27 protein-coding genes are annotated in these 25,883 nt (G+C 49.3%); 13 read left to right on the top strand and 14 right to left on the bottom strand.

Going from position 1 to position 25,883, the window contains the following annotated elements:
* A partial coding sequence (locus ADIS_RS23505; protein WP_238325478.1) for a hypothetical protein occupies positions 1-248 on the top strand: 248 nt, incomplete at its 5' end.
* Between the two features lie 63 nt (positions 249-311).
* Complete coding sequence (locus ADIS_RS21325) at positions 312-1,379, top strand: TolB-like 6-bladed beta-propeller domain-containing protein (RefSeq protein WP_010856811.1); 1,068 nt, start codon at positions 312-314, stop codon at positions 1,377-1,379.
* Between the two features lie 146 nt (positions 1,380-1,525).
* Here ADIS_RS21325 and ADIS_RS21320 read toward each other — a convergent pair whose 3' ends face one another.
* The 12 genes from ADIS_RS21320 to ADIS_RS21265 all read right to left on the bottom strand — a co-directional run bounded on the left by ADIS_RS21320 (position 1,526) and on the right by ADIS_RS21265 (position 15,537).
* Positions 1,526-2,260, bottom strand: coding sequence for a 3'-5' exonuclease (locus ADIS_RS21320; RefSeq protein WP_238325477.1), 735 nt, complete (start codon positions 2,258-2,260; stop codon positions 1,526-1,528).
* A complete protein-coding gene (locus ADIS_RS21315) occupies positions 2,205-4,151 on the bottom strand; it encodes a DUF294 nucleotidyltransferase-like domain-containing protein (protein ID WP_035807236.1) in 1,947 nt (648 codons plus the stop codon). The genes ADIS_RS21320 and ADIS_RS21315 overlap by 56 nt, the downstream gene beginning before the upstream one ends.
* Positions 4,152-4,239: 88 nt before the next feature.
* Positions 4,240-6,135, bottom strand: a complete 1,896-nt coding sequence (gene acs / locus ADIS_RS21310) for an acetate--CoA ligase (protein ID WP_010856808.1) — start codon at positions 6,133-6,135, stop codon at positions 4,240-4,242.
* Between the two features lie 48 nt (positions 6,136-6,183).
* Complete coding sequence (locus tag ADIS_RS21305) at positions 6,184-6,540, bottom strand: response regulator transcription factor (protein ID WP_010856807.1); 357 nt, start codon at positions 6,538-6,540, stop codon at positions 6,184-6,186.
* A gap of 82 nt (positions 6,541-6,622) precedes the next feature.
* Positions 6,623-9,325, bottom strand: coding sequence for a sensor histidine kinase (locus ADIS_RS21300; protein WP_010856806.1), 2,703 nt, complete (start codon positions 9,323-9,325; stop codon positions 6,623-6,625).
* A complete protein-coding gene (locus ADIS_RS21295) occupies positions 9,318-9,515 on the bottom strand; it encodes a hypothetical protein (RefSeq protein WP_010856805.1) in 198 nt (65 codons plus the stop codon). Before ADIS_RS21295 ends, ADIS_RS21300 begins: the two co-directional genes overlap by 8 nt.
* A 138-nt stretch (positions 9,516-9,653) precedes the next feature.
* On the bottom strand, positions 9,654-11,339 hold the full coding sequence (locus tag ADIS_RS21290; protein ID WP_010856804.1) for a sodium:solute symporter family protein: 1,686 nt from the start codon (positions 11,337-11,339) through the stop codon (positions 9,654-9,656).
* Positions 11,340-11,360: 21 nt separating this feature from the next.
* Positions 11,361-11,624 carry a DUF4212 domain-containing protein gene (locus ADIS_RS21285; RefSeq protein WP_010856803.1) on the bottom strand — a complete coding sequence of 88 codons (264 nt, stop codon included), beginning with the start codon at positions 11,622-11,624 and terminating at the stop codon, positions 11,361-11,363.
* Between the two features lie 15 nt (positions 11,625-11,639).
* The gene (locus tag ADIS_RS21280; protein WP_010856802.1) at positions 11,640-13,070 is read right to left on the bottom strand and encodes a hypothetical protein; all 1,431 of its coding nucleotides are present in this window, start codon (positions 13,068-13,070) and stop codon (positions 11,640-11,642) included.
* Between the two features lie 136 nt (positions 13,071-13,206).
* Positions 13,207-13,629, bottom strand: coding sequence for an IS1/IS1595 family N-terminal zinc-binding domain-containing protein (locus ADIS_RS21275; protein WP_010856801.1), 423 nt, complete (start codon positions 13,627-13,629; stop codon positions 13,207-13,209).
* 106 nt (positions 13,630-13,735) lie between these two features.
* Positions 13,736-14,470, bottom strand: coding sequence for a ZIP family metal transporter (locus ADIS_RS21270; RefSeq protein ID WP_010856800.1), 735 nt, complete (start codon positions 14,468-14,470; stop codon positions 13,736-13,738).
* A gap of 5 nt (positions 14,471-14,475) precedes the next feature.
* Positions 14,476-15,537 (bottom strand): FAD:protein FMN transferase, encoded by a 1,062-nt coding sequence (locus ADIS_RS21265; RefSeq protein WP_010856799.1) that lies wholly within the window; start codon positions 15,535-15,537, stop codon positions 14,476-14,478.
* 220 nt (positions 15,538-15,757) lie between these two features.
* On the opposite strand from ADIS_RS21265, the gene ADIS_RS21260 reads away from it, so the two are divergent.
* The 3 genes from ADIS_RS21260 (at position 15,758) to ADIS_RS21250 (ending at position 17,897) form a co-directional block, all read left to right on the top strand.
* Entirely contained in the window at positions 15,758-16,702 is a 945-nt protein-coding gene (locus tag ADIS_RS21260) for a DUF4349 domain-containing protein (RefSeq protein WP_035807233.1), read from the top strand.
* Between the two features lie 10 nt (positions 16,703-16,712).
* The gene (locus ADIS_RS21255; RefSeq protein ID WP_010856797.1) at positions 16,713-17,129 is read left to right on the top strand and encodes a DUF2147 domain-containing protein; all 417 of its coding nucleotides are present in this window, start codon (positions 16,713-16,715) and stop codon (positions 17,127-17,129) included.
* Between the two features lie 138 nt (positions 17,130-17,267).
* A complete protein-coding gene (locus tag ADIS_RS21250; protein ID WP_010856795.1) occupies positions 17,268-17,897 on the top strand; it encodes a YdeI/OmpD-associated family protein in 630 nt (209 codons plus the stop codon).
* On the opposite strand, the gene ADIS_RS21245 is transcribed toward ADIS_RS21250, so the two are convergent.
* On the bottom strand, positions 17,883-18,863 hold the full coding sequence (locus ADIS_RS21245) for a GlxA family transcriptional regulator (protein WP_010856794.1): 981 nt from the start codon (positions 18,861-18,863) through the stop codon (positions 17,883-17,885). The genes ADIS_RS21250 and ADIS_RS21245 overlap by 15 nt on opposite strands.
* Positions 18,864-19,138: 275 nt before the next feature.
* Between ADIS_RS21245 and ADIS_RS21240 the strand changes: the two genes are divergently transcribed.
* From ADIS_RS21240 to ADIS_RS21205, 8 genes are all read left to right on the top strand, one after another.
* Positions 19,139-19,588 (top strand): SRPBCC family protein, encoded by a 450-nt coding sequence (locus tag ADIS_RS21240; protein ID WP_010856793.1) that lies wholly within the window; start codon positions 19,139-19,141, stop codon positions 19,586-19,588.
* A 141-nt stretch (positions 19,589-19,729) separates the two neighbouring features.
* Positions 19,730-20,338 carry a DUF6624 domain-containing protein gene (locus tag ADIS_RS21235; RefSeq protein WP_010856792.1) on the top strand — a complete coding sequence of 203 codons (609 nt, stop codon included), beginning with the start codon at positions 19,730-19,732 and terminating at the stop codon, positions 20,336-20,338.
* Between the two features lie 320 nt (positions 20,339-20,658).
* A complete protein-coding gene (locus tag ADIS_RS21230; RefSeq protein WP_010856791.1) occupies positions 20,659-21,021 on the top strand; it encodes an iron chaperone in 363 nt (120 codons plus the stop codon).
* On the top strand, positions 21,018-21,422 hold the full coding sequence (locus tag ADIS_RS21225) for a VOC family protein (protein ID WP_010856790.1): 405 nt from the start codon (positions 21,018-21,020) through the stop codon (positions 21,420-21,422). The genes ADIS_RS21230 and ADIS_RS21225 overlap by 4 nt, the downstream gene beginning before the upstream one ends.
* A 1-nt stretch (position 21,423) precedes the next feature.
* Positions 21,424-21,840, top strand: coding sequence for an SRPBCC domain-containing protein (locus ADIS_RS21220; protein ID WP_010856789.1), 417 nt, complete (start codon positions 21,424-21,426; stop codon positions 21,838-21,840).
* A gap of 178 nt (positions 21,841-22,018) precedes the next feature.
* Positions 22,019-22,420: a VOC family protein gene (locus ADIS_RS21215; protein WP_010856788.1), complete on the top strand. Its 402-nt coding sequence runs from the start codon at positions 22,019-22,021 to the stop codon at positions 22,418-22,420.
* 4 nt (positions 22,421-22,424) lie between these two features.
* Entirely contained in the window at positions 22,425-22,805 is a 381-nt protein-coding gene (locus ADIS_RS21210) for a VOC family protein (protein ID WP_010856787.1), read from the top strand.
* A gap of 193 nt (positions 22,806-22,998) precedes the next feature.
* Complete coding sequence (locus ADIS_RS21205; protein WP_010856786.1) at positions 22,999-23,412, top strand: VOC family protein; 414 nt, start codon at positions 22,999-23,001, stop codon at positions 23,410-23,412.
* 191 nt (positions 23,413-23,603) lie between these two features.
* On the opposite strand, the gene ADIS_RS21200 is transcribed toward ADIS_RS21205, so the two are convergent.
* Positions 23,604-25,550: a ChbG/HpnK family deacetylase gene (locus ADIS_RS21200; RefSeq protein ID WP_238325476.1), complete on the bottom strand. Its 1,947-nt coding sequence runs from the start codon at positions 25,548-25,550 to the stop codon at positions 23,604-23,606.
* Between the last annotated feature and the right edge of the window lie 333 nt (positions 25,551-25,883).

The following is a 25,883-nucleotide window of genomic DNA, read 5'->3' as shown; positions in this document are numbered from 1 at the left end:
TAGGGGCAGTTGCGTTTTTGATGGTGGCCGGATGGCAGGTAGGTACCGATGGGTTGTTTGCCGATAATAACTCCGCAATCGAATTAGCGATTGCACATTCTGGAGGTCCAGGTGCGACCGTTCAATGCAGAGATTCAGAGCAGGTTGGTTCAGGGCCTTATCGAGGCCGGGTCTGTGTAAAGGCGATGAAAGCCTTTTGCGATTTTGAAGATCACGGTATTTATTCCCTAGGAACCTGTAATTTTTAGGAATTCTTACGGCAGACCGAACGACCATCCTTGTGTTTGGTCTGCTTTTTTACTTAATTGCCCATGAAGAGGTCACTGCGAGTTTTTTATGCTTTCGTTGTAATTATCATGCTATTACGTTGCGAATCGAATATTTCATTCCGAAATTCTCCGGTATCATTTCCGGAAAGTCGTAAATTGGTGGGAGAGGCCTCGGCAGCCATTGATATTTATAGTCAGGGCAATGTAAACCTACTTGTGATAGACACGTTTTTAATTGTTCAAAGAAAAGAGGAGCCGTTTTTCAAGGTATATAGTACAGCCTCTTTTGGATTTATTGGTAGTTTTGGTTTTTCCGGAGACGGACCATCCGAATTTAGATCTCCCTACTTAAGTAAACAGGTACGATACGACGAAGAAGGGTTCCCTTTAATCACTATCTATGACTATGGTTTGTTTCGACTTACTCAGGCTAGGATACATCAGTTGATATTGAATAACGGGCTAATACAAGGCGAGAATTTGAATGTGGGAAATAGAGTACTTCAGCATTTTTATTATAAAGGAGATGATGTCCTTTGGAGTACTGTTGAAAACGAAGGGCGTTTTTTTATCCAGAATTTTCATGAAGGGAAGTCGAGTGTTGTTCCCTACTTGCCCGCTTTGGGGTTCAGTATAAAAGATGAATTACAATATCCCATTTATAGATCTGCTGTCGTGGTGAACGAAAAGTTAGGACTCGTTGCAGCAGCTCCGATGTTACTTGGTCAGTTGGACTTTTTTGAAATGAACGGAAGATATTTAAGGTCTACCTATTTTGAATCATCAGATCAACTTAGATCCCTTATTGAGAATTCCGACAATCCTATGTCATTTTGGGATGCTAAAATGTACCTGGTAGATATGGATGCCAAGGGAGAATATATTTATGGCTTAAGTTATGATAATCCGTATGCGGCGGCCAGAAGTCCCGATATTGCAACAAACTCAAAAATACTGGTTTTCGATTGGAAGGGAAATCCAGTACAAGAAATGATACTTGATGACGGTCGCTTCATCCAGTCCTTTGCTGTAGATGAAAAAAATGGGCGTATATATGCCTATTGCCCAAATGAGAAGGAGAATAACCTGGTAGTGTATCAATATCCATAAAGGTTGATCCTTGCACATATCAATGATTACAACTTTTGGTCAGCGGGGAGTTGCTGTTCTCTTTGAGTTGAGTTTAAATTACTATCCGTAGCAGCCAGTATCCAATTCCCTCCATTTTGGTTGTACCGATCGGATGGATTATCCTTTTAGGTTTCCATCAGTTCCCCAAAAAAATGGATGCCTTTATCGGAAGCCTTGCGTAGCAGCTTGATCAGTAGCTGCGCAGTGGCAAAGGCGTCTCCGGTGGCGGTATGGCGGTCGTCCAGGCTGACGCCGTACCTTTGGCACATGGCATCGAGCGAAAATTCCTGGTAGTTGATCATGCGGGGATCCCGATGCTTTCCCAGCTCCAGGCGTATGCCTAGCTCCAGGGTGTCGATCACGGGGTTTTCGATTTTTGCCAATCCGTAATCGCGGCCTGCCCGCTCCAGCATCGCCAGGTCAAAGCTCAGATGGTGACCCACCAAGACATGGTTTGACGCATCCTTCAGAAAAGTGCGGATCAGTTCTTCCCGGCTGCTAAACGATAGTGTGGGCAAAAGTTCGTGTACCTTTATGGCTTCGATAGAGGTTTTTTTGGCATTGAGGTACATTTCCCGGGCCTGTTGCAGGGGGATGCTGTTGCCCTTTACAAAGACGGATCCATAGGAGAGGATGTAATCGGATTTGGGATCCAGGCCGGTGGTTTCGGTGTCCAATACCAGGAAGGTCAGTTCGGAGATACGTTTCTCCTTTGGGATGGGCCTGGCCACTTCCCTCAGGTAGGTTTTCACAAAGTCCCTCAGCTCGGGTGCAGAGGGGGAGAAGATCCGCCACCACGCCATATCAGTTGCCAAAATAGTCCAGTTGGAAACGTACCTTGATGATCTTTTGTAGTTCATCGATGGGGAAGAAGGCATTTTTCAGCAGCTGCCGCAGAAGTTTCCCCAGCTTTTCGGGCTGGATGTACCGGCCCGATGTGCCGCTGGCAAGCCCCTCGATGGCGCGTATGCGCATAAAAATCTCGTAAGCCCTGCCGGCTTCCAGAAAGAGCTCCTGCTGACTGGGCTCCAGATCTGCCAGCTTTTCGAAGCGCTTAAAGGTGTTGTTGATCCCTACCTGTCGGTGGCTAAGCATCAACAGCCTGGCAGCGTCGGCCAGCGGCATCATGGCGCGGAGCTTGATGTCAAACTTGTCTCGGTGCTCGCCGGATTTTTCGACGATAAAGTTCCGGAAAAACCCCAAGGGAGGAGGATTCAGTAGGGCATTTTTCGCGAAGAAATTGAGAAACAGCTTCTCCTGCTCTATTTCCGCATACACATGATCGGTCAGTTGGAGCGCAAGGTCTGCATCACCGGCGACGGAGCGATAGTCAAAGAAAACGGTGGCCAACATAAGGGACTCGTGGTCGGGCTGCCGAATCCAGTTGCTGAAATACCCCTTCCACACACTCAGGGGCTGGCACCACTTTGGATTGTTTGCCATCATGTCGGCGGGGCAGGGAAGGAAGCCACAGGCAAAGAGGATGTCCATCACGTCCCTGGCGACTAGGTGAAAGAAGCTGAGGGCCTGGCTTTTCATCGATTCAGGTACATCCGCATAGATCAGGGCATTGTCCAGGTCCGTACGCAATAACTGTTCGCCTCTGCCTTCGGAGCCTAGGCCTAGGAAGCAGTAGGGGATGGAGGCCATTTCGGGAAAGGCCTTGAGGTGTTTTTGACGGACCATCTGCATGGCGCGCTGCACGATGATGTCGTTGATCTCGGTGATGATACCGGCGATAAAGTCTATAGAAATCTCATTTTCGAGGTAGTAGTGCAGCAAAAGCTCCGCTTGGTCGCGCAGCTTCGCAATTTCCTGGATATGGTCGGTGCCCTGTAGCGCGTGGATGATTACCGCGGGACTGTTGCCCTGTGAAAGCAGGATGTCGTGGTCGGAAATAATGCCTACCAGGCCGCTTTGATCGGTTCCGTCTTCGGTGATCAGCAGGTGGTGTAGGCGGTGCTTGATCATGGTCAGGTACACATGGGCGAAGTCATCTTCCTTGCGGGTGGTCATCACCGGGGAACTCATGATCTCGGCCACCTCCGTGTCGTAGGGTTTGCCTTGGGCAATCAGCCGGTTTCGCAGGTCTTTGTCGGTGACGATTCCCACCGGAAACCGCCGCTCGTCTACCACGATGATGGAACCTACGCCTTTTTGGCTCATTTTCTTGGCGGCATCGGCTACGGTATCCTCTTCCCGGCAGGTAAGTACCGGGGCGGAATAGCGTACGCTGGACTGCCCCGAAAAGAGCATGAGGCCATTGTCCTGGGCAGGTTTGGTAAAGAGCTTATTGGCCTGTTGTGACTGCGATAGATCGGTGCGTACCACCAACTGTCCGGAAGCGAATCCGGCAGCAAAGTACATGCTCACCCGGTTGTTTTGCTGCATGATTACCTCAAACACCTGTACGGGAATCGCGTACACCAGGCTATTTTCGGCAGCTTGTGCGGTCAGGATATAGGGCCTTCTGCCCAGCAGGGCCAACACGCCGAAAACATCCCCCTCATCACAATGTTCCCGAATGACAGATTCCTCGCCCACGTGGTCGGAGAGGTGTATGGCGCCTTCGCGCACGACGAAAAAATGCTTTTTGGCCGGATCGCCTTTTTGAAACAGAAAGTCACCCTTTTCGAAGTATTGCAGTTCCACCTCGCTGGCCACGCGCAGCAGCATGTCCTCCGACAAGAAGCTGAAAGGAGGGTATTTTCTAAGAAATTCTCTTACGCGGTTTACGATTACATTTGCCATTCGTGGGTCGTCAGAATATGTAAAAATAGAAAAAGGGCAGCCACTTTCCATGGCTGCCCTTTTTTTTCCAAAGATATATACTATTTCTTTATACCCTGCCGGCGATAATCTGCTCCACTACCTCCGGGTCGAGCAGTGTGGAGGTGTCGCCCATATTATCTAGGCTGCCTTCGGCTACCTTTCGCAAGATGCGGCGCATGATTTTGCCGGATCGGGTTTTGGGTAGCCCCGGCACAATCTGGATTTTGTCCGGTTTGGCGATGGGGCCGATGATTTTGGTCACCGTGTCCTTGATTTCACTCACCAGGTTTTCTGCCGTTCGGTTTTTCATGTCACAGATCACGTAGGCATAGATCCCTTGACCTTTGACCTCGTGGGGATAGCCCACCACGGCAGACTCGATCACGAGCGGATGTTCGTTGATGGCATTTTCCACCTCGGCGGTACCCATACGGTGCCCGGATACGTTGATCACATCATCCACCCTTCCCAGGATGCGGTAGTAGCCGTCGTGGTCGCGTTTTACCCCGTCGCCGGTGAAGTATTTGTTTTTGTATGCCGCAAAGTACGTTTGTTGACAGCGCTCGTGGTCGCCGTAGGTGGTGCGTAGCATGCCCGGCCAAGGGAATTTTATGCAGAGGTTGCCTTCCACGGAGTTGCCGGTGAGTTCCTTGCCCTCGGGATCCATGATGGCCAGCTGAATGCCGGGAAGGGGTAATGTGGCGTAGGCGGGTTTTGTAGGCGTGATGCCGGCAAGGGGAGATACTAGGATACCGCCCGTCTCCGTTTGCCACCAGGTATCCACGATAGGGCAGCGGGTTTTGCCCACATGCGTATGGTACCAGTGCCAGGCCTCTTCGTTGATGGGTTCGCCTACCGATCCCAGCACCTTCAGCGAGTCCAGGGAGTAGGCTTCCAAGGGCTCCGTGCCGTGGGCCTGCAAGGCCCGTATAGCGGTGGGAGCAGTGTAAAATTGGTTCACCTGGTATTTGTCCACAATGGCCCAGAACCTGCCTGCATCGGGAAAAGTGGGAACCCCTTCAAACATGATCGAAGTGGCACCTGCCAGGAGTGGTCCGTACACAATATACGAGTGTCCGGTGATCCATCCTATATCCGCCGTGCACCAGTATACATCTCCCGGGGAGTACTGAAACACGTTTTCGAAGCTGTACTTTGCGTAGACCATATAGCCGCCAATGGTATGCACCACGCCTTTGGGTTTGCCTGTAGATCCTGAGGTGTACAAGATAAACAGCATATCCTCGCTGTCCATTTCCTCTGCCTGATGGGTGTCGGACTGCCCCTCAACGGATTCGTGCCACCAGGAATCCCGTCCGGCAACCATTTGTACATCCTGACCGGTACGCTGGTATACAATGACTTCTTTTACCGTGGTGGTTTTTTCAAGGGCTTCGTCCACCACGGCTTTCACTGGGATTTTTTTGGCACCGCGGAAGTTGCCGTCAGAGGTAAGGACCATCTTTGCCTCGCAGTCATTGATGCGGTCTGCCAGTGCGGTGCTGGAAAACCCGGCAAATACTACCGAGTGGATGGCACCTACCCGGGCACAGGCCAACATGGCGATGGCGGCTTCCGGTACCATGGGCATGTAGATGATGACCTTGTCGCCTTTTTGTATACCCTTTGCTTTCAGTACATTCGAAAAGCGGCACACCTCGTGGTATAGGTCCCGATAAGTGAGCGTCCGGCCCGCTTCGTTGGGATCATTCGGCTCCCAGATGATCGCAGGACGATCGCCGATGGTAAAAAGGTGGCGTTCCAGTATGTTTTCGGTGATGTTCAGCTTGGCATTTACAAACCACTTCACATCGGGTCCCTCAAAGTTCCAATCCAATACTTTGTCCCAGCGTTTTTTCCAGTGAAAGGAGTCGGCAATCCGTGCCCAGAATTCCTCGGGCTGGGAAACGCTTTTTTGGTATTCGTGGAAATAACCGCTGAGGGTATGAATTCTGTCGCTCATAATCTGATTTATTTTAGGTTATTAAATAGCAGGTAATCTATGTAGGCTTTAGTTTAAGAGTTGCTTGATTTGCCGCACGAGCTCCTTGTTCGAAAAAGGTTTGGTCAAGTATAGGTCGGCGCCCAGTGCCAACCCGGCCTCGATATCGGCTGTCTTGCTTTTGGCGGACAGAAAGACCACTTTCACATGGCCAAAATGCTTTTTAACGTGCGTGCAGACCTGGTAGCCATCTACGGTGGGCATCATGATGTCCAGTACGATCAGGTCGGGAGGGCCTTCGGCGATCAGCTCCATGGCTTCCGATCCATCTCGCGCGATGCGTACGTCAAAGGCTTCTTTCCGGAAAAGAAACTCCAGCGAAAGGAGGATGTTGGGTTCGTCGTCTACGAGCAGTATCTGTTTCATATGTTCATAAATTCTTTCAGCGGGCACTACGCGATCCATCAGGGAAGCCCGCTGTGTGTCGCATGCGTTGTGTTAGATTTCATCAGGTTGATGCGCTATGGGGCAACCGCACGCGAAAGCAGGTGAGTCCGTCGCATCGGTCCACCGTGAGCGTGCCACCGTGGTGTTCTACGATGCGCTTAGAGATCGGTAGCCCCAGGCCGCTCCCTTTGGGTTTACGTGAGTCCTGGTTTTTTGCCTGATAAAACTTGTCAAAGATCATAGGGATTTCCTCCTCGGGTATACCGGGTCCGTCGTCGCTGATGCTCAGCTCAAAGTTACCGTTTTTATGGCTTAGTTCCACCAAAACCTTGGATTTGGCAAATTTGGATGCGTTGCCGAGTAGATTGAGAAAAACCTGTTTGATGCGGTCTCTGTCCACGTGGGCTATGGGAAGCGTGCTTGAGGTGGTCAGCGTGGTATGGATCAGATGTGCGGCAAATTTCCCCTCCAGCGAATCCAGGCTTTCCTGTAGCAGTTCGGCGAGGTCGGTGGGCGTTTTTTGCAATGCCTGCTGCCCGGAATCAAAGCGCTCCAGGTCCAGCACCTGATCGATCAATCGGCCCATCCGCTCGGTCTCACTTACGATGATGGCCAAGAAACGTTGCTGATCTGCCTCCGCCAGGCCGGGTTCCTGCAATATTTCCGCAAAGGCCCGGATGGAGGTAATGGGAGTCTTCATCTCGTGGGTGACCGTGGAGATGAATTCATCCTTTAGCGCATCGGTCATTTGCAGGGATTCGTTGGCTTGGCGCAGCTTTTCGGAGGTTTCCTCCAGCCTACGGGTGGCGTCATGCAACTCTTTGTTCAACTGCTTTAATTCTTGGGTTTCTTTGAGCAGGTGGATCACTTCTTCCATGGGGATTTCCTCCTCCTTTGCCACGGAAGCGACCATCAGACGGGCGGCGGCTGTTCCGATTACCCCGGAAAGCAGGCGCTCCAGGTGGTTGACCAGTGCAGGATCTGCATAGCCGGTTTGGTCTATGGACCGGCCCTGTTTCTTTTCGTATTTGGCAAGGGCCTTATCTGTTTTTTCCTGGCCCAAAAAGCGGACAACCAACTCCCGAAGGTCCCGGGCTTTTGCTTTTCCCTTCCAAATCACTGCATCGTCAAGCCGCTGACTTAATGCAAAGATATCGACAAAAACCGAGGCTTCATTTTGCTCTTTGGAGCTCGGTCGGTCGTAGAGTGAAAGGGTCACGTAGATCAAGCAATTCGTAAACAGGCTGAAGAAGAAACCGTGTGCCACGGTGCTAAGACCTTCCAGCCCAAACAGGGAGGTGGGACGCAATAGCTGTAACCCAAACGGCCCATCGGCGGTCAGTGCCAACGGCAACATGCCGGTGTCCGAAAGGCCTGGCACGATCAGCGTGTAAAACCAAAGCAAAAATCCGGCGATCATACCCCCTATCGCGCCGTTTCTGGAGCCGCGCCTCCAATAGATCCCGCCCAGGATACTGGGGGCCAGTTGGGCGATGGCAACAAAGGAAATCAACCCGATCGACACCAAACTGAGCTGGGTGCCCAGGTAGCGGTAAAAGAGGTAGCCCATGCCCAAGATGACAAATATGCTGCCCCGCCTGACCTGAAAAACCAACCGGTCAAGCCGTTTGCCGCTGTGTTCGGCCTGCTGCGCCGTGGGAATAAGCACTGGAAGTACAAGGCTGTTGCTAACCATGGTGCTGAGGGAAATAACGGCCACAATGATCATACTGGTGGCAGCCGAAAATCCGCCGAGATATACCAGCATGGCCAACCAGGACTGCCCAAATGCCAGTGGGAAGGCCAGCACATAGGTGTCTGCATCGGTGATTTCTGCCGGAAAATGCGTTCGGCCTCCGATGGCTATGGGAAGCACAAATAGATTGATGATCAGCAGGTACGCCGGGAAAAGCCACATGGCTTTGAGCAGGTGCTTTTCGTCGGTGTTTTCGATTACGGACATGTGAAACTGCCTCGGCAAGAACAAGATGGCCAGCATGGAAAGCAAGCCGACCCAGAACCATTCCGATACGCCTGTTTCCTCAAAGCGGTAGAGGTGTTGCAGTCCCGCGGACAGCCCCCGCTGGAAAATATCGCCTATCCCGTCGAATGCAAAGAAGCAGACATAGATTCCCACACTCAGAAAGGCAACTAACTTAAAAACCGATTCAAAGGCAACCGCCATCACCAGCCCTTCCCTCTTGGCGGTGGCCTCGATATGGCGGGTGCCAAAAAAGGTGGTAAAAGCGGCCAGCCCCAATGCCAGGTAAAAAGCGGTGTCGAAGTACACCGGTTGGACAGTACCTGCGGCGGCGCTGCGATCAATAAGAATGTCGAAGGACTGGGTGATGGCCTTGATCTGTAGGGCGAGGTAAGGGATGATGCCAAACAGGCAGATGAGGGTTACCAAACCGCCGACAAACACATCTTTGCCATACCGGGCCGAGACGAAATCCGCAAGGGTGGCAAATTGCATCAGTTTGGCAATACGGATGATCTTACGAATCACCAGCCACCACAGTGGCGCGCAAAGGGTAGGTCCTATGTATACTGCCATGTAGGCTATGCCTTGTTCGGCTGCATTGCCCACGCTTCCATAGTAGGTCCATGCGCTACAGTATACGGCCAGTGTAAGGGTGTAGACATAGGGGTTGTTGGTCAGCCCCTTGCCCTTTTTGGCCCGTTTTTCGGTCAGGTAGGCTATGGCAAACAGCAGTGCCAAGTAACCAAATGTAAACGTTATGACGACGGAGGCATCAAACATGGTCTTGGTCGTCCGTGGAGCGCAAGGCCCCATAGGTGAGTAGGATCAATCCCAGCCAGGAAGCAAACACGGAAACATACAAAACCGGGATTCCCCCTACCAAACCCGGCTGGTCAAAGAGGGTAATCAGCGGGTAGTTTAGAACCAGCAGTCCCAGCAGGAAAGTCGAGATCAGTTTTTGGTTGCGCATATTGGATTACTTCCGCCGCCGTACGCCGTCCTTCGGCGGGGATTTTCAGATAAGGTACGAATAATACATACAGGGTAAAAGGCAACAGGCACGGAAAGGGAATTTCTGTACCTGCTGCCTTTCGGGTTAGTGGTTGAATCAATGGTCGTGGGCCTGGCCGGCACCTCTTGGGATGCGTATTTCCTGGATCATGTCCTGAACCGATTGGGGTGGGGCAGGGGTCGATTTTGATACGACAAAACAGGCGATGAAATTGATCAACATGCCTATGCTGCCAATCCCCTCCGGAGATATGCCAAACCACCAGTGTTCAGCGGTATTGAGCTCCGGTTGGATGAACTTGAAAAAAACGATATAGCCCATGGTGAACACCAATCCGGAGATCATACCGGCGATTGCGCCTTCCTTGTTCATGCGGGTAGAAAAGATACCCATGATGATGACCGGAAAAAACGAGGCAGCTGCCAGTCCAAACGCAAAGGCCACCACCTCGGCCACAAAGCCGGGAGGGTTTACACCGAAATATCCGGCGATTACCACGGCTGTGGCCGCGGATAGGCGCGCTATCCGAAGCTCTTTCTTTTCACTCATGTTGGGAGAAAATGTTCGGAACAGGTCCCTGGATACCGAGGTAGAGATCACCAGTAGGAGTCCCGCCGCTGTGGAGAGTGCTGCGGCCATCCCACCGGCTGCCACCAGGCCTACTACCCAGTTGGGCAGTTTGGCGATTTCAGGCGCGGCCAGCACCATGATGTCTTTGTCGATGTTGAGTTCATTGCTGTCGGCATAGGGCGTATAGCGTACCAAGCCATCGCCATCTTTGTCGTTGATGGTGATAAGGTTCGTTTTTCGCCAGTTTTCCACCCAAGCGGGAAGGTTGTCTACCGGCTGGTCTGCCACGGTATTAATGGCATTATATATACCAAATGCAGCGACCGCGGGGGCGGTGGTATATAGGATGGCAATAAACACCAGTGCATAGCCGGCAGAGAGACGGGCGTCTTTGACCCGGGGTACCGTAAAGAAACGGACGATCACGTGGGGAAGCCCTGCAGTGCCTACCATCAGTGCCAGTGTAATGGCAAAGATGTCTGCTACCGGTTTGCGCCCGGATGTATACTCGGCAAAGCCCAGATCACCCAATACCCCGTCCAATTTGTCCAAGAGGTATTCGCCTCCCTCCACGGTGCCGCCCAGTCCCACCTGTGGGAGGATGTTGCCGGTTAACTGCATGGAGACGAAAATGGCAGGAACCATAAAGGCAAAAATCAGCACACAATACTGGGCCACCTGGGTATAGGTAATGCCTTTCATCCCTCCCAATACGGCATAGAAAAAAACGATCATCATGCCGATGATGACACCCGTGTTGATGTCCACTTCCAGGTACCGGGAAAATACGATCCCTACCCCGCGCATCTGTCCGGCCACGTAGGTAAAGGAGATAAACAGGGCACAAAAGACAGCGACTACCTTGGCTTTGTTGGAGTAATAACGGTCACCCACAAAATCCGGAACGGTAAACTTGCCGAACTTTCTAAGGTAGGGTGCCAGTAGCAGGGCCAACAGCACATAGCCGCCCGTCCAGCCCATGAGGTAAACCGATCCGTCGTATCCGCTGAAGGCGATGATCCCTGCCATGGAGATAAAAGAAGCAGCAGACATCCAATCTGCGGCAGTGGCCATACCGTTGGCCAAGGGGGATACCCCGCCCCCTGCGGTGTAGAACTCTTTGGTGGAAGAGGCCCGGGTGTAGAGTGCAATACCAATATAAAGTGCGAAGGATAAGCCTACCAAAATGTAGGTCCAGGTTAAAATTTCCATGCTATGTTGATGCGTTTGGGTTTATTTTTCGTTGACGTCAAATTCCTCGTCCAGTTTGTTCATCAGATAAACGTAGACAAAAATGAGGATGACAAAGGTGAAGATGGCGCCTTGCTGGGCAAACCAGAAGCCAAGTTTGAAGCCGCCCAGGCGAATGGCGTTCAGTGGTTCGGCAAGCAAAATGCCGAAACCGAATGAAACGACAAACCAGATGGCCAGGAGCGACAAAACGATTTTGATGTTTCGCCGCCAATAATCTTTCATGCGTTGTTTTTGGTGTTTCATGGTTTATTGTTCGATTTATAAGAATATTTGGGTCTGTAAGATAAATTCTCCTGCCGATCCGTCCCGGCGGTAGTTTTCAAATACCGGCCGCTGACTGTATTGCAGGGTGATTTTTGCCTGATGGCTATTTATATAATAGTTCATTCCTAGGTCAAATTGACCGGTTGACTGGTCAAAGTATTCAAAGCTTTTAAGCGTAAAGGCACCAAAAGGCTGTAGCCTCCCCTTGTCCGGCCCCAAGATTTTTTCGGGCAGTAGGTAGCCGGCCTGCGTGTACCATATTTTGCCGGTGCCGATGGTGGGCTGCGCATTTCCGCTGCCGTTTTGGGTAGTTCCGCTGCCCATGCCCACATTCATCACGCCTACGTTGCGAAGGTAGTTGGGTCCAAAGTCGTAGTTATAATAGACCGAGTAGACGGTGAGTGCCGTCCGCAGCGCCTTGTTCAACGGGACATCCAAAAAGGCGTCCATGGCCAGCAGCTGTATGTCGTGCCGCTCCAGGTTGCCGGAGCTGTCCCTGGAGGAAGTGGCCCCGGGATGATGATGCCAGCCTCCACCGATATTGAATACCGACTTGGTGCCCAAGTAGGTGCCTACAAAGTAAGGCAATTTATTGTTTTCTTTCTCCAAAAATTGATAAGCGACGTATCCTTGGGATGCCCAGTTGTCATTTCGTGTGTTGGCGGCTATGGAACGTTGTGAACTTTCGTCAAAATGGCCCCCATTGCCTACCGAATAAGGCTTGTTATAGGCAAAGCGGTAGTCAAACTTCCCTACCTGTCCCTTGGCATAAAACCCAAACTGCCGACCAAACTGATCGGTAAGGTCGATAAGTGGCCAGTTGAATATGGGGGCGTCTACCGCCAGAAAATTCAACGTACTGCCACTGGTCATACGGGAGATACCATTCCAGTAATGCAGGCCCATGCCCCAGTAGAGTTGGTCGGTGATTTTATACTCTGTCCAGATATCGTGGAAGAACATCGCGGGCTTTTTGCTGCTCACTAGGATGGGATCATCCGCGGAGATCTGTTGGGCATTGCCGGTAAAGCCACCGGCGGGGATTCCTCCGTTGGTAAAGGTCTGATTGTTGATGCCCCAATGCGTGAGGATAAGGAATTTCGGGGAAATCTCCGCATAGGCCAACACACGTGCCCGGCGAATGCCCACATCGGTGGACCGTCCACTGGGCTGGCCTTCTACTCCGAGCGTTCCAGGGTTGTTTTCCGTGGCACGTGCCCAGAGCTGATTCCAGAAGAGGAAGCGGATGTACTTGCTGCCGTCGTCGGTAAGCTTGAGGGTAAGGGGCCGGTAGCTGTGGTCAGCAAATTCCTGGTAGTGACCGGGGGTAGCCGATTCCAAGTGTAGGCTGTCCTGACCTTGGCTCCTGGCAGGAAGCTGCCAGGAGAGCCAAATGGTTAGTAGGGTAAAGTGAATGGTCTTCATGATTATTCCGGGTAAAAGCCGTCACCGGCCGAGTGCTGGCCCTTTCTGGAATCTAAAGTGGGGATTCGCCCCGAAAAGAAAAAAATGTATATACCTATCTGTAAACTTGATATAGTTTGGTATGGAAAGGGGATGGTCAGCGGTGCTTGAAGCGCTCCCATTGGATGACCATGTACTTGTCTCCCAGTTCGGTGACGAGCATGCTGGAGTCTTTTAGATTGCTGTTTTTAGTCATAAAATTCACTAATTCAGCATGGTTGAAGATTTTATAGGTGGGTCGGTAGTCGTAATTCTCCGGAGCTTTGATCCGGTATTGCCGTACCCAGTTCATAACGGAAACATGCGAAATACCCAATATTCTTTCGATTTCCCGGTAGCTTACGCCTTCGATGTACAGTTGAAGTGCTTTGACCACGTAATACTTATCGATGGCCTTTCCCAGTTTTTGTACGGTAAAGTGATAGCTGCAGGATTTGCAGCGGAACCGTTGTCGGCCATTTATTATACCGCTTTTGACTACTTTGGAGGAATCACATTTGGGACAGGCGATAGGTTGCATAGGAGGAACTGGCTAGCTATATACCAAATTAGCGAATATATACCAATTTAGCAACTTATAGCAAGTATTCCGTGTATTTGGCCAAATCCATTGGCCCTGCTTGATCCTAAACGATAAACTCCGTGAGGATGGCCAACACTGAGGCTAGGATAATGATAAGCAGTTTGTGCAGCTGGAAGCGGTGCTGGGGGCTGCTTTCGAAGAAGATGGTGGTGGAGATGTGCAGGAATCCGCCCGCCACCAGACCAAACAGCATGTTGATACCGCGCTTGCCGATAAGGTCTTGGGTATACAGCCAATCGGTAGACAGTAGACCCAACGGGGACGCCAGCGCAAAAAGAACCAGGAGCATCACCGTGTTTCGCTTGTTCAGCCGGGTCAGAAGCACGGCAACCAGGGCAAAGGCCTCGGGCATTTTATGCAGAATGATGCCTATGAGCAGGGTTTCGCTGCCATGATGGTGGTGCAGCAGGGTAGGCTGTTTGGAAAGCAAGGTTCCCTCCAGGAAAGCATGCAAAAATAACCCAATCATTAGTGTCCACACACTGTTTTCGAGCCCTGGGCTGGCGTGATGGTGTATGTGCCCATGTTCTATGCCCGAAGACATAAAGTTGAGCACCTGCTGAAGCAGAAAGCCGAGCAGGACGAACAAGCCCATGTGGTAGGCAGATTCGTGATCTGCAAAAAGCTCGGGCAGTAGGTGCAGGATGGTGATGGAAAACAAGTAGGCACCGGCAAAAATCAAGGCCAGTTTAAAGTCCTTTTCCTGCCACCGCGGCAATAGCAGGGCCATGGATCCGGCAATGAGGGCAGATGCAAAAAGTATGAGTGCGTTTAACATGGCGATTACCTGTTTTTCTGGGGAAAAGAGAGGTAGGGTTTGAGTCCGTCACTCGCGTAAGATTGCAGGTTTCCGACCTCGTCGGTGTAGATCAGGAAAATTTCGAGGCCGGGAACCTGCTGTTGCAGCGCAATGGAAGCTTCTGTGCCGATGACCATCATTGCCGTAGCATAGGCATCGGCAGTCATACAATCGGCTGCCAACACCGTGGCACTTAGCAAACCATGTTCTACCGGATAGCCCGTGAAGGGGCTGATCGTATGGGAGAGTTTTTGTCCATCCCGAATATAGAAATTGCGGTAGTTGCCGGAGGTAGCCATCCCCCTATTGTCCAGGGCTACGATACTGTACAATTCGTTCGCCTGCCCTTCTTCGTCGGGCTGCGATATGCCCACCTTCCAGATTTCCCCCGCATCGTTGGTGCCTCTGGCCGATAGCTCTCCGCCAATCTCCACCAGATAATGGGCAATGCCCCTTTCGGAAAGGTATTGGGCTACCACATCGACGCCGTATCCCTTTGCGATGGCACTGAAGTCCAGGTATAGATCGGGTTGCTGTTTCACCGCCATGGATTCATCAAAATGGACCTTGTCAAAGCCTACCCGCTGCAGCAGCTGCTGAATGCCAAGGCTGTCCTTTCGTTCTGCACCCTCCGGTCCAAAGCCCCAGGCATTGACCAAAGGACCTACGGTAGGGTCAAAGGCCCCGCCGGTGTTCTTAAAAACCTCTTTGCTTACCTCGAGCACCGGAAGGAAATACGGCAGATCGAAGACAAGGGTGTCGGCACGGTTGAATCGGCTGATTTCCGAATCGGGAATATAGGTAGAAAGGGATCTGTTAAATACCGCAAGCAGCGAATCAATACCGTCCTGTAGGTCCCTTCGCCGCTCGTCCAGGTAGACGATCCGATACGAAGTGCCCATGGTTGTACCCGTTAAAACCATCCGCACACTGCTGTCGGGGGATTGTTCAGGAAGGGGTTGATTTTGCCGGTATAAGTAAACCAAGAGCATCACCAAAAGTAATACGATGCTGTAGATGATGTTCTTCAGTGCATTGTTGTTCATTGTCTATGTATGGTGACATTAATTCCCCGAAAGGTAACGCTATTTTTTCAATTGAAGGGTGTCCAGCAACTTAGATTGCGGAATAGGGGAGTCACCTTCATAATATGGAGCAACCGATTTGTGATTGTAGCCGATACATAGGGACTGGGAGCAGCCTTGCAGCCATAAAACTTGGAGGGGTCGCAATTAATATCGGGATTATGAAAGTTTTGAAAGGAATATGACGAAACCTACGCAAAAAGCATCGTATTTTTACTTACTTATCCGCCCCATCGAGGAGTATGGTTTTCGGTTAGGTTTATTTCATATGAACGGTATGGCCACTTGCACAATTTTTTCACTCGTTTTCCTTGCGATGGCATGTTCTTCGCCGGAAGGACGCCTAATGGATCTGGGTCATCCTAACGGGGAATTCGAGGAGATGCTGGATATACCGATTACCGAACAACCTCCTACATCCTTGGAGGGAGCCAAAGTAGAAGAGATTCCAAGCGAAAAGATAATCCGCCGAGGAGGGATCGATTTTCGTTCACGGGACTTGGAAGGGGATTACCAGAAGCTAAAAGGTCTCCTACCGACTTTTCAGGCCTTTGCCGAAAATGAAAATAAGTCTGCCTCTGTCCACCAAAAGGCCTACAGCCTCACGATTCGGGTACCTTCCGAGCAGTTTGACACGCTGATGTCTGCGATTTCGGCTCTTGCCTTTCGGCTTGATAACCGCTATAGTAACCGGGAGGATGTAACAGGCAATTATTATGACCTGCAAACCCGTATAAAAAACAAGAAGGCGCTCGAGGAACGGTACCTTCAATTGCTCAAGCAGGCGTCCAATGTAAAGGATATGTTGGAGATCGAACGTGCCCTTAATGAAACCAGGACAGAAATAGACCGAATGGAGGGCAGGTTTGTTTTTTTAGGCAATCAAGTTGCTCTCAGTACGCTACATGTCTACTTATACGAAAACCTTTCACCCGGATTGACGCCTGTGCTAGACGAGGGGCTAGGCCAAAGCATCCTGGTCGCACTGACGAAGGGTTGGCAGGGTTTTGTCCTGTTTCTCCTATGGCTGGTGCGTGTTTGGCCGTTTTTGGTACTAGCTAGTGTAGTTGTGTTTTTTTGGCGGCGCCGAAAGCTGAACAATGAGGGGAATTCCCAGAGTCAATAACCTTTGTGGATTGTTTTTGATAATCGCAGTTTTTCAGGTTCCCCAGATAGTTGCCCAGCAGGCTGACGACATTGTTGGCCAGTGGTACACCACCGAGCGGGATGCCAAGGTGGAAATATTCAAGGAGAGGGGCAGGTACCATGGCAAGGTCGTTTGGATGGATGAACCTGAGACCAACGGCAAACCTAAGGTGGATGAAAACAACACCGATAAAGCAAAAAGGGATCGGCCAATTCTTGGTATGCGGTTGTTAAGTGATTTTAGTTTCGAAGACGGCAAATGGGAGGATGGCACGATCTACGATCCCAGAAACGGCAAAACGTATTCCTGCACCATCAAGAAGAAAGACGCATCGACCCTGGAAGTAAGGGGTTATGTAGGTGTTTCGCTGATCGGTAGGACGGTGGAGTGGTTCAAGGCCAACTAGTAGGGTCTAATTTGCCCAGCAGACCGCTGTCGGTAGATGAAGGATTTGTTCAGGAAGGTACCGATCATTTCCGAAAGATGCGTAACTTGTGGGAGCATTTTTCCAACAGATGTTACTTGGCCAATAAACCCTTTACAGATGAACGTGAATTTGAATCCGTTGGTAGATAGGTATTTGATAGATGGTTGCATGCGCTGCAAGTACGGGGGTACCCCCCAGTGCAAGGTGCTCAACTGGACAGCGGAACTGGAGGAGCTCAGGCAGATCGTATTGGGGACCGGATTGACTGAGGAAATCAAGTGGGGTGTACCTGTATATACCCTAAACGGAAAAAACATCGTTAATGTCAGTGCCCTCAAGGAATCTGCCAATATGGGGTTTTTCAAGGGGGCGATCCTGAAGGATCCCCACCAAATTTTGGAGCAGCAGGGTTCCATTCAATCAGCCCGGCTGATCCGGTTTACCGATGTGAATCGAATCCGGGAGCTGTCCGACGTCCTGAAGTCCTATATAATGGAAGCCATTGCGGTGGAGGAAAGCGGGCAAAAGGTAGAGACGGTCAGGAATCCTGAATCTGTTCCCGAGGAGTTGGAAGAGGCGTTTAAGGAGGATGCTGCTTTCAAGAAGGCGTTTTACGCGCTGACACCCGGTAGGCAAAGGGGCTATCTCATCCATTTTTCGCAGCCCAAGCAAACAGCGACCAGATTTGGGCGGATTGAGAAATACCGGCAGCGGATTTTAGACGGCCTGGGACTACACGACAGGTAAGGGGGTACTAAATTTGGATTTGTAATCGAGGGGGGTGGTGCCGGTTACTTTTTTGAACACATCCCTGAAGGCTTTCATGTCGGTATAGCCTACTTCAAAGACGATTTCACTGACTGTTTTAAAACCTTCTTCCAGTAGCTTTTTCGCTGCTTCCATGCGAACTCGTTGGACGTATTCGATCGGGCTGTTGGCAGTGGCTTTTTTAAACCTCCTCTCAAATGTTCTCCTGTTTAGATTGAAAACCTCACAGATTGCTTCGATGGATAGTTTTCCCGCATAGTTGGATTCGATGTACTGCTGGACCTGTATCACCAGTTCGTCGGAGTGGTTTCGCTGTCCTTTGAAAATGATAAACGGGGACTGTGTCTGCCGGCCTAGATCCACCTGAAAGATCTTAGAACAATATACCGCACACTCACGTCCTATCATCTTTTCGATCAGGTATAAAATCAAGTTGACAGACGAAAACGCACCGCCTCCGGTGTAAAGCCCATCGTGGTCGGTTAGAATTTTTTCCGAAACCAGGTTGACCTTTGGAAATAACGATTTAAAGGCATCACCTGCTTTCCAGTGGGTCACACAGTCTCTGTCGTCCAGCAATCCCGTCCGTGCCAAAATAAATGCCCCCATGCAAAGACTCACGATTTCAGCACCTTTTTGCCGTTGGGAGCGTATCCATGGAATAAAAGCCATGTTTTTTCCCAAAGCATCTTCCAGTGGGGACTGAACCGGCGGGATGATGATTAGGTCGGTTTCAACCAGGTGGGAAATCTGTTTTTGGGAGTTAATCGAAAATAGCCCCTTGTTCACTGTAACACTGCTTTGAACGCCCACCACCTCGACTTCAAACAACGGATCCATTCCTTTTTGAAGGAGGAATTGATTGGCTTCCAGCAACCCTTGCCGGGCATTGTCAAGCCCCGCAAGATTGACCTGCTCTAGGAGTAGAATGGATACGTGTTTCATCTGTGTCTATAATTGTTGTGCAGTGGTCACACCTTGTCCCGGTTATCGGGATGGAATCCCTGCCTGTCCGGCAGACAGGCTCGATTTCATATACCAATATTAGGTAGTTTATTTGTCGTATTCAACCCTTTATATTGTCGTTTTTGCAATATGTAACTTCTTTCCCATTGGCTAACTTTGTAGTATATTTGGAATAAGGTTTCTGTTGGAAAGACATTTCTGGTTAGATATAGGAAAGGCCAAAGGTTTTTTTGGATCATTAAACTTAGAAGTAAATGGAAAGGCTAACGTTTTCAATCATTATCAATGCCCCTAGAGATAAAGTTTGGGATACCATGTTGGGTGATGAAACCTACCGAAAATGGACGGAGGTATTTATGCCGGGGTCCTATTTTGAGGGAGATTGGAGCCAAGGGAGCAAAATCCTGTTTTTGGCCCCTGATGCCAAAGGGAATAATTCCGGCATGGTAAGTAAGATAAAAGCAAACAAACTACATGAGTTCGTCTCGATAGAGCATTTGGGTTTTGTCGAAAACGGAAAAGAAGATACTACCAGTGAGGCAGTCCAATCATGGGCAGGAAATCTTGAAAATTATACATTGGCAGAGAAAAATGGTTCCACAGAAGTACTGGTGGAATTGGATACCGCAGACGAACACAAAGAGATGTTTGAAAGTACCTGGAATGATGCGCTCAAAATACTCAAAAACCTATCTGAAGGATAGCCGATCTGATAGCTATTCGTCTAGTATTGGTTGCAAAACGCTTACGGTATTATGGAAACATTCAATCCACTTTTGATCTAATACGACCTGTACCAAAGGCTATTCGACAATCTCTTGGTTCACAAGCATTTAAATTTCAACATGGATCTACATTTCGCTGCCGAAAATATAATTTCACTGAAAAATGCCGACCTGTCATTGAGGGAAAGGTTAATTCATAACAAGCAACTATACAATGGCTATCATAAGGAAATGGAAGCTTTGCACATCAGTAATGCAGAAAAATTAAATGAAATAATTGAATCCATCGGTTTCCCGACGGTTGAGAAAGTTGGAAAGGAAGCCAATGAAGCAGCTTGGTTAATTATCCAACATGCCATCAGTCAACCAGAATTTATGAAAAAATGCTTGGTTCTGATGCAAATGGAAGTGAAACAAACACTACATGAATTAAGGCAAAAGGCCTATTTATCTGACCGTATAGCGGTATTTGAAGGAAAACCGCAGCAATATGGAACCCAATTCGATTGGGATGAGGATGGGCTTTTAAGCCCAAGTCCCTTTGATGATTTGGAAGAGGTGAATGAGAGACGATGGTATATCGGTCTAAATTCGCTGGAAGAGCAGACAGCAGTAGTTCGAAATCAGGCTAGAATTGATAATCAAACTCCACCAAGCGACTTAAAAGCCAGAAGAAGGGAGATCGATTTCTGGAAGGAGAAGGTGGGATGGATTAGAGAATCAAGTTGAGCTGTATTCTGAAAAAGAATTGGCACCAGAAACTCAAAATCCCATAAAGTATGAACCAAGAAGTCCAAAGAAATTCAATGGGACTATAGAAATCTTGTCAAGAGGAAGGGGGAGTTGGTGAGGTTGAAATAGTCGTGATATTTGAGGATATAAAAGGATATTTATAGATATTGTTGGATACTTCTGGATATTGGATCCACCAAGGCATACAATAGATTTAAAGATAATTGTTAATGATTTAGTTTATAAAATATGTGTTAATAAAAAGTAAAAATACAACATAAAATGGATAAAAGTTAAAATATTTTGTTGAAAAATACATGAACCAAGTGGACGCATATATTGAAAATTTTCCTGATCAGGTACAAACCATCCTTAAAAAGATAAGGGAAATTATTTTCTTGCAAGCACCTGAAGTTGTGGAATCCCTGGCATATGGCATGCCGGCCTATAAAACCAATGGAAAGCCCTTGGTGTATTTTGCGGGGTACAAGCACCATATCGGTTTTTATGCCACACCAACCGGGCATGAATCCTTTAAAGATGCACTTTCCATATATAAACAAGGGAAAGGATCTGTCCAATTTCCCCTTGACCAGGAAATACCTTATGAACTGATTACCGAAATAGTAAAGTTTAGAGTAGATGCAAACAATACATCAATAAAACCCAAACCACAATGATACAGTCCATTTACGTTAACCTGCCTGTAGAAGATTTGGCCAGGTCCAGATCCTTTTGGACCAAACTTGGATTTTCTTTCAATGAAACGTTTTCTGACGATAAGGCCCTTTGCCTGATGCTCAATGAGGGCAGTATTTGCGCCATGCTCCTTAAGAGGGAGTTTTTTTCCACCTTTACGAATAGAGCCGTTGCAGATCATCACACTACACAAGTGTTGCTTGCCATTGGGGTGGATAGCCGACAAAAAGTGGATGATATGGTAAGCGCGGCCCTGGAAAACGGAGCCACCCGCTACAGGGAAGCTGCTGACCACGGATGGATGTATTATGACTGCATTGCCGACCCAGATGGCCATCAATGGGAAATCATGTACAGTGATCCTAATCAACTACCCACCTGATATGACTACCGAAAAAATAACCATCCTCACGGCGGTAAACGCCAAAATCGAAAAGGTTTGGCAGTATTACAACCAAGCCCAGCATATCATCCATTGGAATTTTGCCACTGATGAATGGTGCTGTCCCAAGGTGGAAACCGACTTTATAGAGGGTGGAAAGTACCTGGCCAGGATGGAAGCCAAAGATGGAAGCTTTGGGTTTGATTTTGAAGCGGTTTTTGATGAAATCCGGGAACCGGAATGGGTAGCCTATACCATGGGTGATGGCCCCAGGGCGGAAATTGAATTCCGGGAAGAAGGCGAAAAGACTGTGGTGAAAATCAGTTTTGACCCAGACCAGTCCCATTCCAGGGAAATGCAGCGGGATGGATGGCAGGCTATTTTGAACAATTTCAAAAAGTATGCGGAAACCCACTAACCCCGGTTTTGATGGAAAAACAAAGAACACTTCGTATTTGTGAAAAAGGCCATCGGTTTTATAAATGCTCGGATTGTGCTACCTGTCCAACATGTGAAATGCTTTAAATATTTGGCTACGCATAGTATCCAATAGTATCTATAAATATCCACCCGTATCCAATTTCTATTAGTTCAAAATGACAAAATCTCCTTATAAACCTGCTGGCTACAATTCTGTTTCCCCCTACTTCATCGTAGAGGAGGCAGACAGATTTGTGGCGTTGATGCAACAGATCTTTGATGCCAAAATGCTCCGGGAGTATCGGATGCCGGATGGCAGTATTATGCATGCCGAATTGCAGGTAGATGATTCAGTAATCATGCTGGGCAATGCTTCGGAGAGATTTCCTCCGGTTCCTATTGTGATGCATGTCTATGTTCCTGACGTAGATAGAATCTGGGAAAAGGCTTTAGGGGCAGGCTGCGAGCCCATTGAGCCACCCAAAGAAAGGGCGGACGATCCCGACAGAAGGGCCACCTTTAAGGACTATGCAGGAAATATGTGGTCCATAGGGACACAGTTGGAAAACAATACCTAGCAATATGGAAAACATCAGATTTTCAGGAGGCCCAAACATCGCTATTAAGATTCCTAAAGCGAATTATGAAGCAACAGTGGCTTTTTACAGGGATGTGTTGGGAATGGAAATAGAGGAAAGGCCCATTTCCCATCCTACCATTTCCAGGACACACCGGATGAAATTCGGTACAAATGTCCTTTGGTTGGATTGCGTGGACAATTACTCCCGGTCAGAAACCTGGCTGGAGTTGACCGTGGAGGATGTTCCCAAAGCCACGGTATTTCTCCAAAATCAAGGAATATCCCCTTGCGATGAACTGGAAGAAATCCCGGAAAACATGCATTGGATTTCCGATCCTGCCGGAAATGTATTCTTATTGAAAAGCAAGGGAGAAGCAACTTGATTAAAAAAAAGGCTTATACAGAAATAATTGGTGTGTCTATCAGCTCCATTGCCAGAGTTAATACAACACCTCCCAATTAACTTTCGAATTTTGCAATAATGTTAGTTTCCTTACAATATCCATTAATATCTTGTCCGCTACGCCACGGCGCACAGGCGATGCGGATCTAATATCAATTAATATCAATTTAACTATGAAAAACCCAGCACAACCCTATCTACATTTCCAGGACAACTGCAAGGAAGCCATGCAGTTTTACCAGGAATTATTCGGCGGAGAGCTCGAAATTATGCCTATTGGAGCATCTCCAGCCAAAGAACATTTTCCGGAGAACCTCCACAACCAAATCCTCCACGCCAGCTTAAGCAACGGTGACTTCAAATTCATGGCATCCGATATGTGTGGCCAAGGTGATCTGATGCAAGGCAATTCGGTTCAATTAAGCTTGGATTGCGATTCCAAAGAAGAAATAGATCATCTATACGAAGAACTTTCCGAAGGGGGAACCGTGGTGCAAAAACTCGAGCCCCAATTCTGGGGTGCTCTGTTCGCAATGGTCATAGATAAGTTTGGCGTGCGTTGGATGCTGTCGTTGGAGAATCCTTAAAGGGCACGAAAACCTTCCAGGTTTACTCAATTGGTATAATTCCGTTTATGACCACACACCAAAACCTGGAAGGTTTTTACCAAGAAAATTCCCTGCAAAACATACAGCCCATCATTTGAGGCAGTTTGGAGGATAGAAAGCATTTTCCTCCATTTTAGAAAGTAGCTTCTTATGCAAGGGAAGTGCTGGGCCTATTCAAACGCCGGCAGCAAATGCTCCCAGATCAGGTTAAGCTCGGCCTGCATGTTTTGGATATGGGCGGTGGTCACGATCACGGCGTTCTTTTCCGGCAGTATCAGCACAAATTGCCCGTTGGCTCCATCCGCCCGGTAGGAATTGTTCCTGCTGCGCCAAAGCTGGTAGCCGTATCCCTGTAGCCAATCGGAATCTTTGGCTTCCACTTTCAGATTCTCCCTTTTTTGCCCTGCGGGAAGGGAAGGTACTTGGGCCGAACTGGCTTCCTCGATCCAGGCGACGGGCAGAAGCTGCTTGCCATTCCATTCTCCTTTCTGGAGATAAAACTGGCCCAATTTTGCCATATCCTCGGTTTTTACCTGTAGGCCCCAACCACCCACTTGGATGCCCTGAGGGCTCTCATCCCAGGTGGCGCCTACTATGCCCAGGGGCCGGAAAAGCCTGGGCTGTAGGTAATCCAACAGCCGTTCGCCGGTCACCTTGTTCAGGATAGCGGAAAGCATGTAGGTGGCTAGGCTGTTATAAACGTACTGCGTGCCCGGCTTGTGTTCGATGGGAAACGCCAAAAATGCCTCTACCCAGTCAAGGCCACTTTGCTCCCGCAACACCCGGGTGGGATCCACGTCATGGCCCACCGTCATAGTGAGGAGATGCCGGATTTCCAACGCTTCCAAATTGGGGGTGATTTCATTGGGAAGCTTGTCCGGAAAAAACGAAATAACCTTATCTGACACCTTCAAAAGGCCTTCCTGCACCGCGAAACCTATGGCTGTGGCGGTGAAAGTCTTGCTCACCGAAAAGAGGGCATGGGATTTATTGGCGGCGTGCTCTCCAAACCACCGTTCGAAGACCACCTTGCCATTTCTCAGGATCATCAGGCTGTGCAGGTCCTGTTCGGCGGTCTGTACCGCTTGCAGGTAATCCGAAATAGCCTCGGGCCGAACTTTTTCCGCCTCCGGATCAGACCGGGGCAAAGCCTTGATCAGGGAGATGAAATCGACCAGCTGGACGCGGTGATTTGCCACTGCCTCTTTTACCTTGTCGCTGGTCCAGGTGTCAGTGACCCCTTGCCGGTCGATGGCCACGTCTTCGTAGCCAATATGGCTCACACCCTGCATCTCCACATTGTCATAGGAGGGGTGGTCTACGAATTGGTACGACTTGCCGGCTTCCAGTTTTTCCAGCATCCTGATAAAGGAAGCTTCTTTTTCCGACGAAGTTTCCTTGGGATCCTCGTACCTGACTCCGGCAACTCCTAATTCCTCCATGACTTCCCGACTCATCACGGGGAGGTCATACTCTTCGGCCAGCTTGGATACCATGTTTGCCACCTCGGGATCAAAGCCCGTCGAACCCATGTGGCCGGAAAGGTGGCTTACCTGGGGCACGTGTTTTAGCGCCAGCTCTATCTGTGCGCGGAACTCCCGTTCGATTTCCTCCAGCTTCCAGTCGTTTTCCGTGATGGCGAGGCCGGGGTAGTCTTTGTTGGGCCAGATCATGGGCAGGAAGTAGCCATCCGCATCTATCAGGCTGGGGCAGGCCGTCAAGGGCCTCCACTTGATGCCGTCCCACTCGCTCGTAAGCACCAAGTGGAGTCCCACGTCAATGCCGGTATGTTTGCGTAGCAACTGCGCGGCTTCGGGAAACCAGGGGGTGACCACCATCAGCTCGATAGACGTTTCGATCCCGTTTACAAAGGATTCGATGCTGGCCAAGTTTGCCGAGCGGGACGAACCCATGTCATCCCCCCGTACGATTAGCCTGGGGCCGGGCAGCTCCTGCGCGTAGGTGAAGGTGGCAAGCAGGGAGGCGAGTAAAAAGGAAAGCGTTTTCAGAAAATGCGGCATGGCTGATGGGTTTAGAGGCATCAAAATAGCAAATTTTTCGGTAGGGTAGACGGGATAGGGGGAAATATTGAGGGTGGGGGAGGGAGTGTGTCTCATGTTTTTTGCCTTTACAGTATCCCTTTAAACCCATAATTTTTCAGCATTCCAAACCCTTGCTCATTGGAACTTTGCCTCCGGAAACAGCACCGTTTTACTTTTCCAATTCATCAAATACAAGATTGTGGGATATATTGTATGTTATAGATAAAGATGAGGATACTGTTCCCAGGAATAAGTATCTGATTCCAGAAAAGGAGAAAATTAAAATATTAGAGAACCTTTCATTGTCATTAACTGACATCATTTTAGATTTTGATAGAAAGGATATGTGCTCGGTGCAAGACAGTGGTCTAGCCCCCTATTAATCGGACTTTATTTTTTTTGATATTG

Source organism: Lunatimonas lonarensis (assembly GCF_000390185.1).
Lineage (GTDB): Bacteria > Bacteroidota > Bacteroidia > Cytophagales > Cyclobacteriaceae > Lunatimonas > Lunatimonas lonarensis.
The sequence above is the reverse complement of the archived record's forward strand: the minus strand, read 5'-3'. Positions and strand labels throughout refer to the sequence as shown.

Bases quoted from the DNA above. Each gene is read 5' to 3' on its own strand.
- ADIS_RS21325 (WP_010856811.1), top strand. From the start codon at position 312: ATGAAGAGGTCACTGCGAGTTTTTTATGCTTTCGTTGTAATTATCATG.
- ADIS_RS21320 (WP_238325477.1), bottom strand. From the start codon at position 2,260: ATGAACTACAAAAGATCATCAAGGTACGTTTCCAACTGGACTATTTTG.
- ADIS_RS21315 (WP_035807236.1), bottom strand. From the start codon at position 4,151: ATGGCAAATGTAATCGTAAACCGCGTAAGAGAATTTCTTAGAAAATAC.
- acs (WP_010856808.1), bottom strand. From the start codon at position 6,135: ATGAGCGACAGAATTCATACCCTCAGCGGTTATTTCCACGAATACCAA.
- ADIS_RS21305 (WP_010856807.1), bottom strand. From the start codon at position 6,540: ATGAAACAGATACTGCTCGTAGACGACGAACCCAACATCCTCCTTTCG.
- ADIS_RS21300 (WP_010856806.1), bottom strand. From the start codon at position 9,325: ATGTTTGATGCCTCCGTCGTCATAACGTTTACATTTGGTTACTTGGCA.
- ADIS_RS21295 (WP_010856805.1), bottom strand. From the start codon at position 9,515: ATGCGCAACCAAAAACTGATCTCGACTTTCCTGCTGGGACTGCTGGTT.
- ADIS_RS21290 (WP_010856804.1), bottom strand. From the start codon at position 11,339: ATGGAAATTTTAACCTGGACCTACATTTTGGTAGGCTTATCCTTCGCA.
- ADIS_RS21285 (WP_010856803.1), bottom strand. From the start codon at position 11,624: ATGAAACACCAAAAACAACGCATGAAAGATTATTGGCGGCGAAACATC.
- ADIS_RS21280 (WP_010856802.1), bottom strand. From the start codon at position 13,070: ATGAAGACCATTCACTTTACCCTACTAACCATTTGGCTCTCCTGGCAG.
- ADIS_RS21275 (WP_010856801.1), bottom strand. From the start codon at position 13,629: ATGCAACCTATCGCCTGTCCCAAATGTGATTCCTCCAAAGTAGTCAAA.
- ADIS_RS21270 (WP_010856800.1), bottom strand. From the start codon at position 14,470: ATGTTAAACGCACTCATACTTTTTGCATCTGCCCTCATTGCCGGATCC.
- ADIS_RS21265 (WP_010856799.1), bottom strand. From the start codon at position 15,537: ATGAACAACAATGCACTGAAGAACATCATCTACAGCATCGTATTACTT.
- ADIS_RS21260 (WP_035807233.1), top strand. From the start codon at position 15,758: ATGACGAAACCTACGCAAAAAGCATCGTATTTTTACTTACTTATCCGC.
- ADIS_RS21250 (WP_010856795.1), top strand. From the start codon at position 17,268: ATGAACGTGAATTTGAATCCGTTGGTAGATAGGTATTTGATAGATGGT.
- ADIS_RS21245 (WP_010856794.1), bottom strand. From the start codon at position 18,863: ATGAAACACGTATCCATTCTACTCCTAGAGCAGGTCAATCTTGCGGGG.
- ADIS_RS21240 (WP_010856793.1), top strand. From the start codon at position 19,139: ATGGAAAGGCTAACGTTTTCAATCATTATCAATGCCCCTAGAGATAAA.
- ADIS_RS21235 (WP_010856792.1), top strand. From the start codon at position 19,730: ATGGATCTACATTTCGCTGCCGAAAATATAATTTCACTGAAAAATGCC.
- ADIS_RS21230 (WP_010856791.1), top strand. From the start codon at position 20,659: ATGAACCAAGTGGACGCATATATTGAAAATTTTCCTGATCAGGTACAA.
- ADIS_RS21225 (WP_010856790.1), top strand. From the start codon at position 21,018: ATGATACAGTCCATTTACGTTAACCTGCCTGTAGAAGATTTGGCCAGG.
- ADIS_RS21220 (WP_010856789.1), top strand. From the start codon at position 21,424: ATGACTACCGAAAAAATAACCATCCTCACGGCGGTAAACGCCAAAATC.
- ADIS_RS21215 (WP_010856788.1), top strand. From the start codon at position 22,019: ATGACAAAATCTCCTTATAAACCTGCTGGCTACAATTCTGTTTCCCCC.
- ADIS_RS21210 (WP_010856787.1), top strand. From the start codon at position 22,425: ATGGAAAACATCAGATTTTCAGGAGGCCCAAACATCGCTATTAAGATT.
- ADIS_RS21205 (WP_010856786.1), top strand. From the start codon at position 22,999: ATGAAAAACCCAGCACAACCCTATCTACATTTCCAGGACAACTGCAAG.
- ADIS_RS21200 (WP_238325476.1), bottom strand. From the start codon at position 25,550: ATGAGACACACTCCCTCCCCCACCCTCAATATTTCCCCCTATCCCGTC.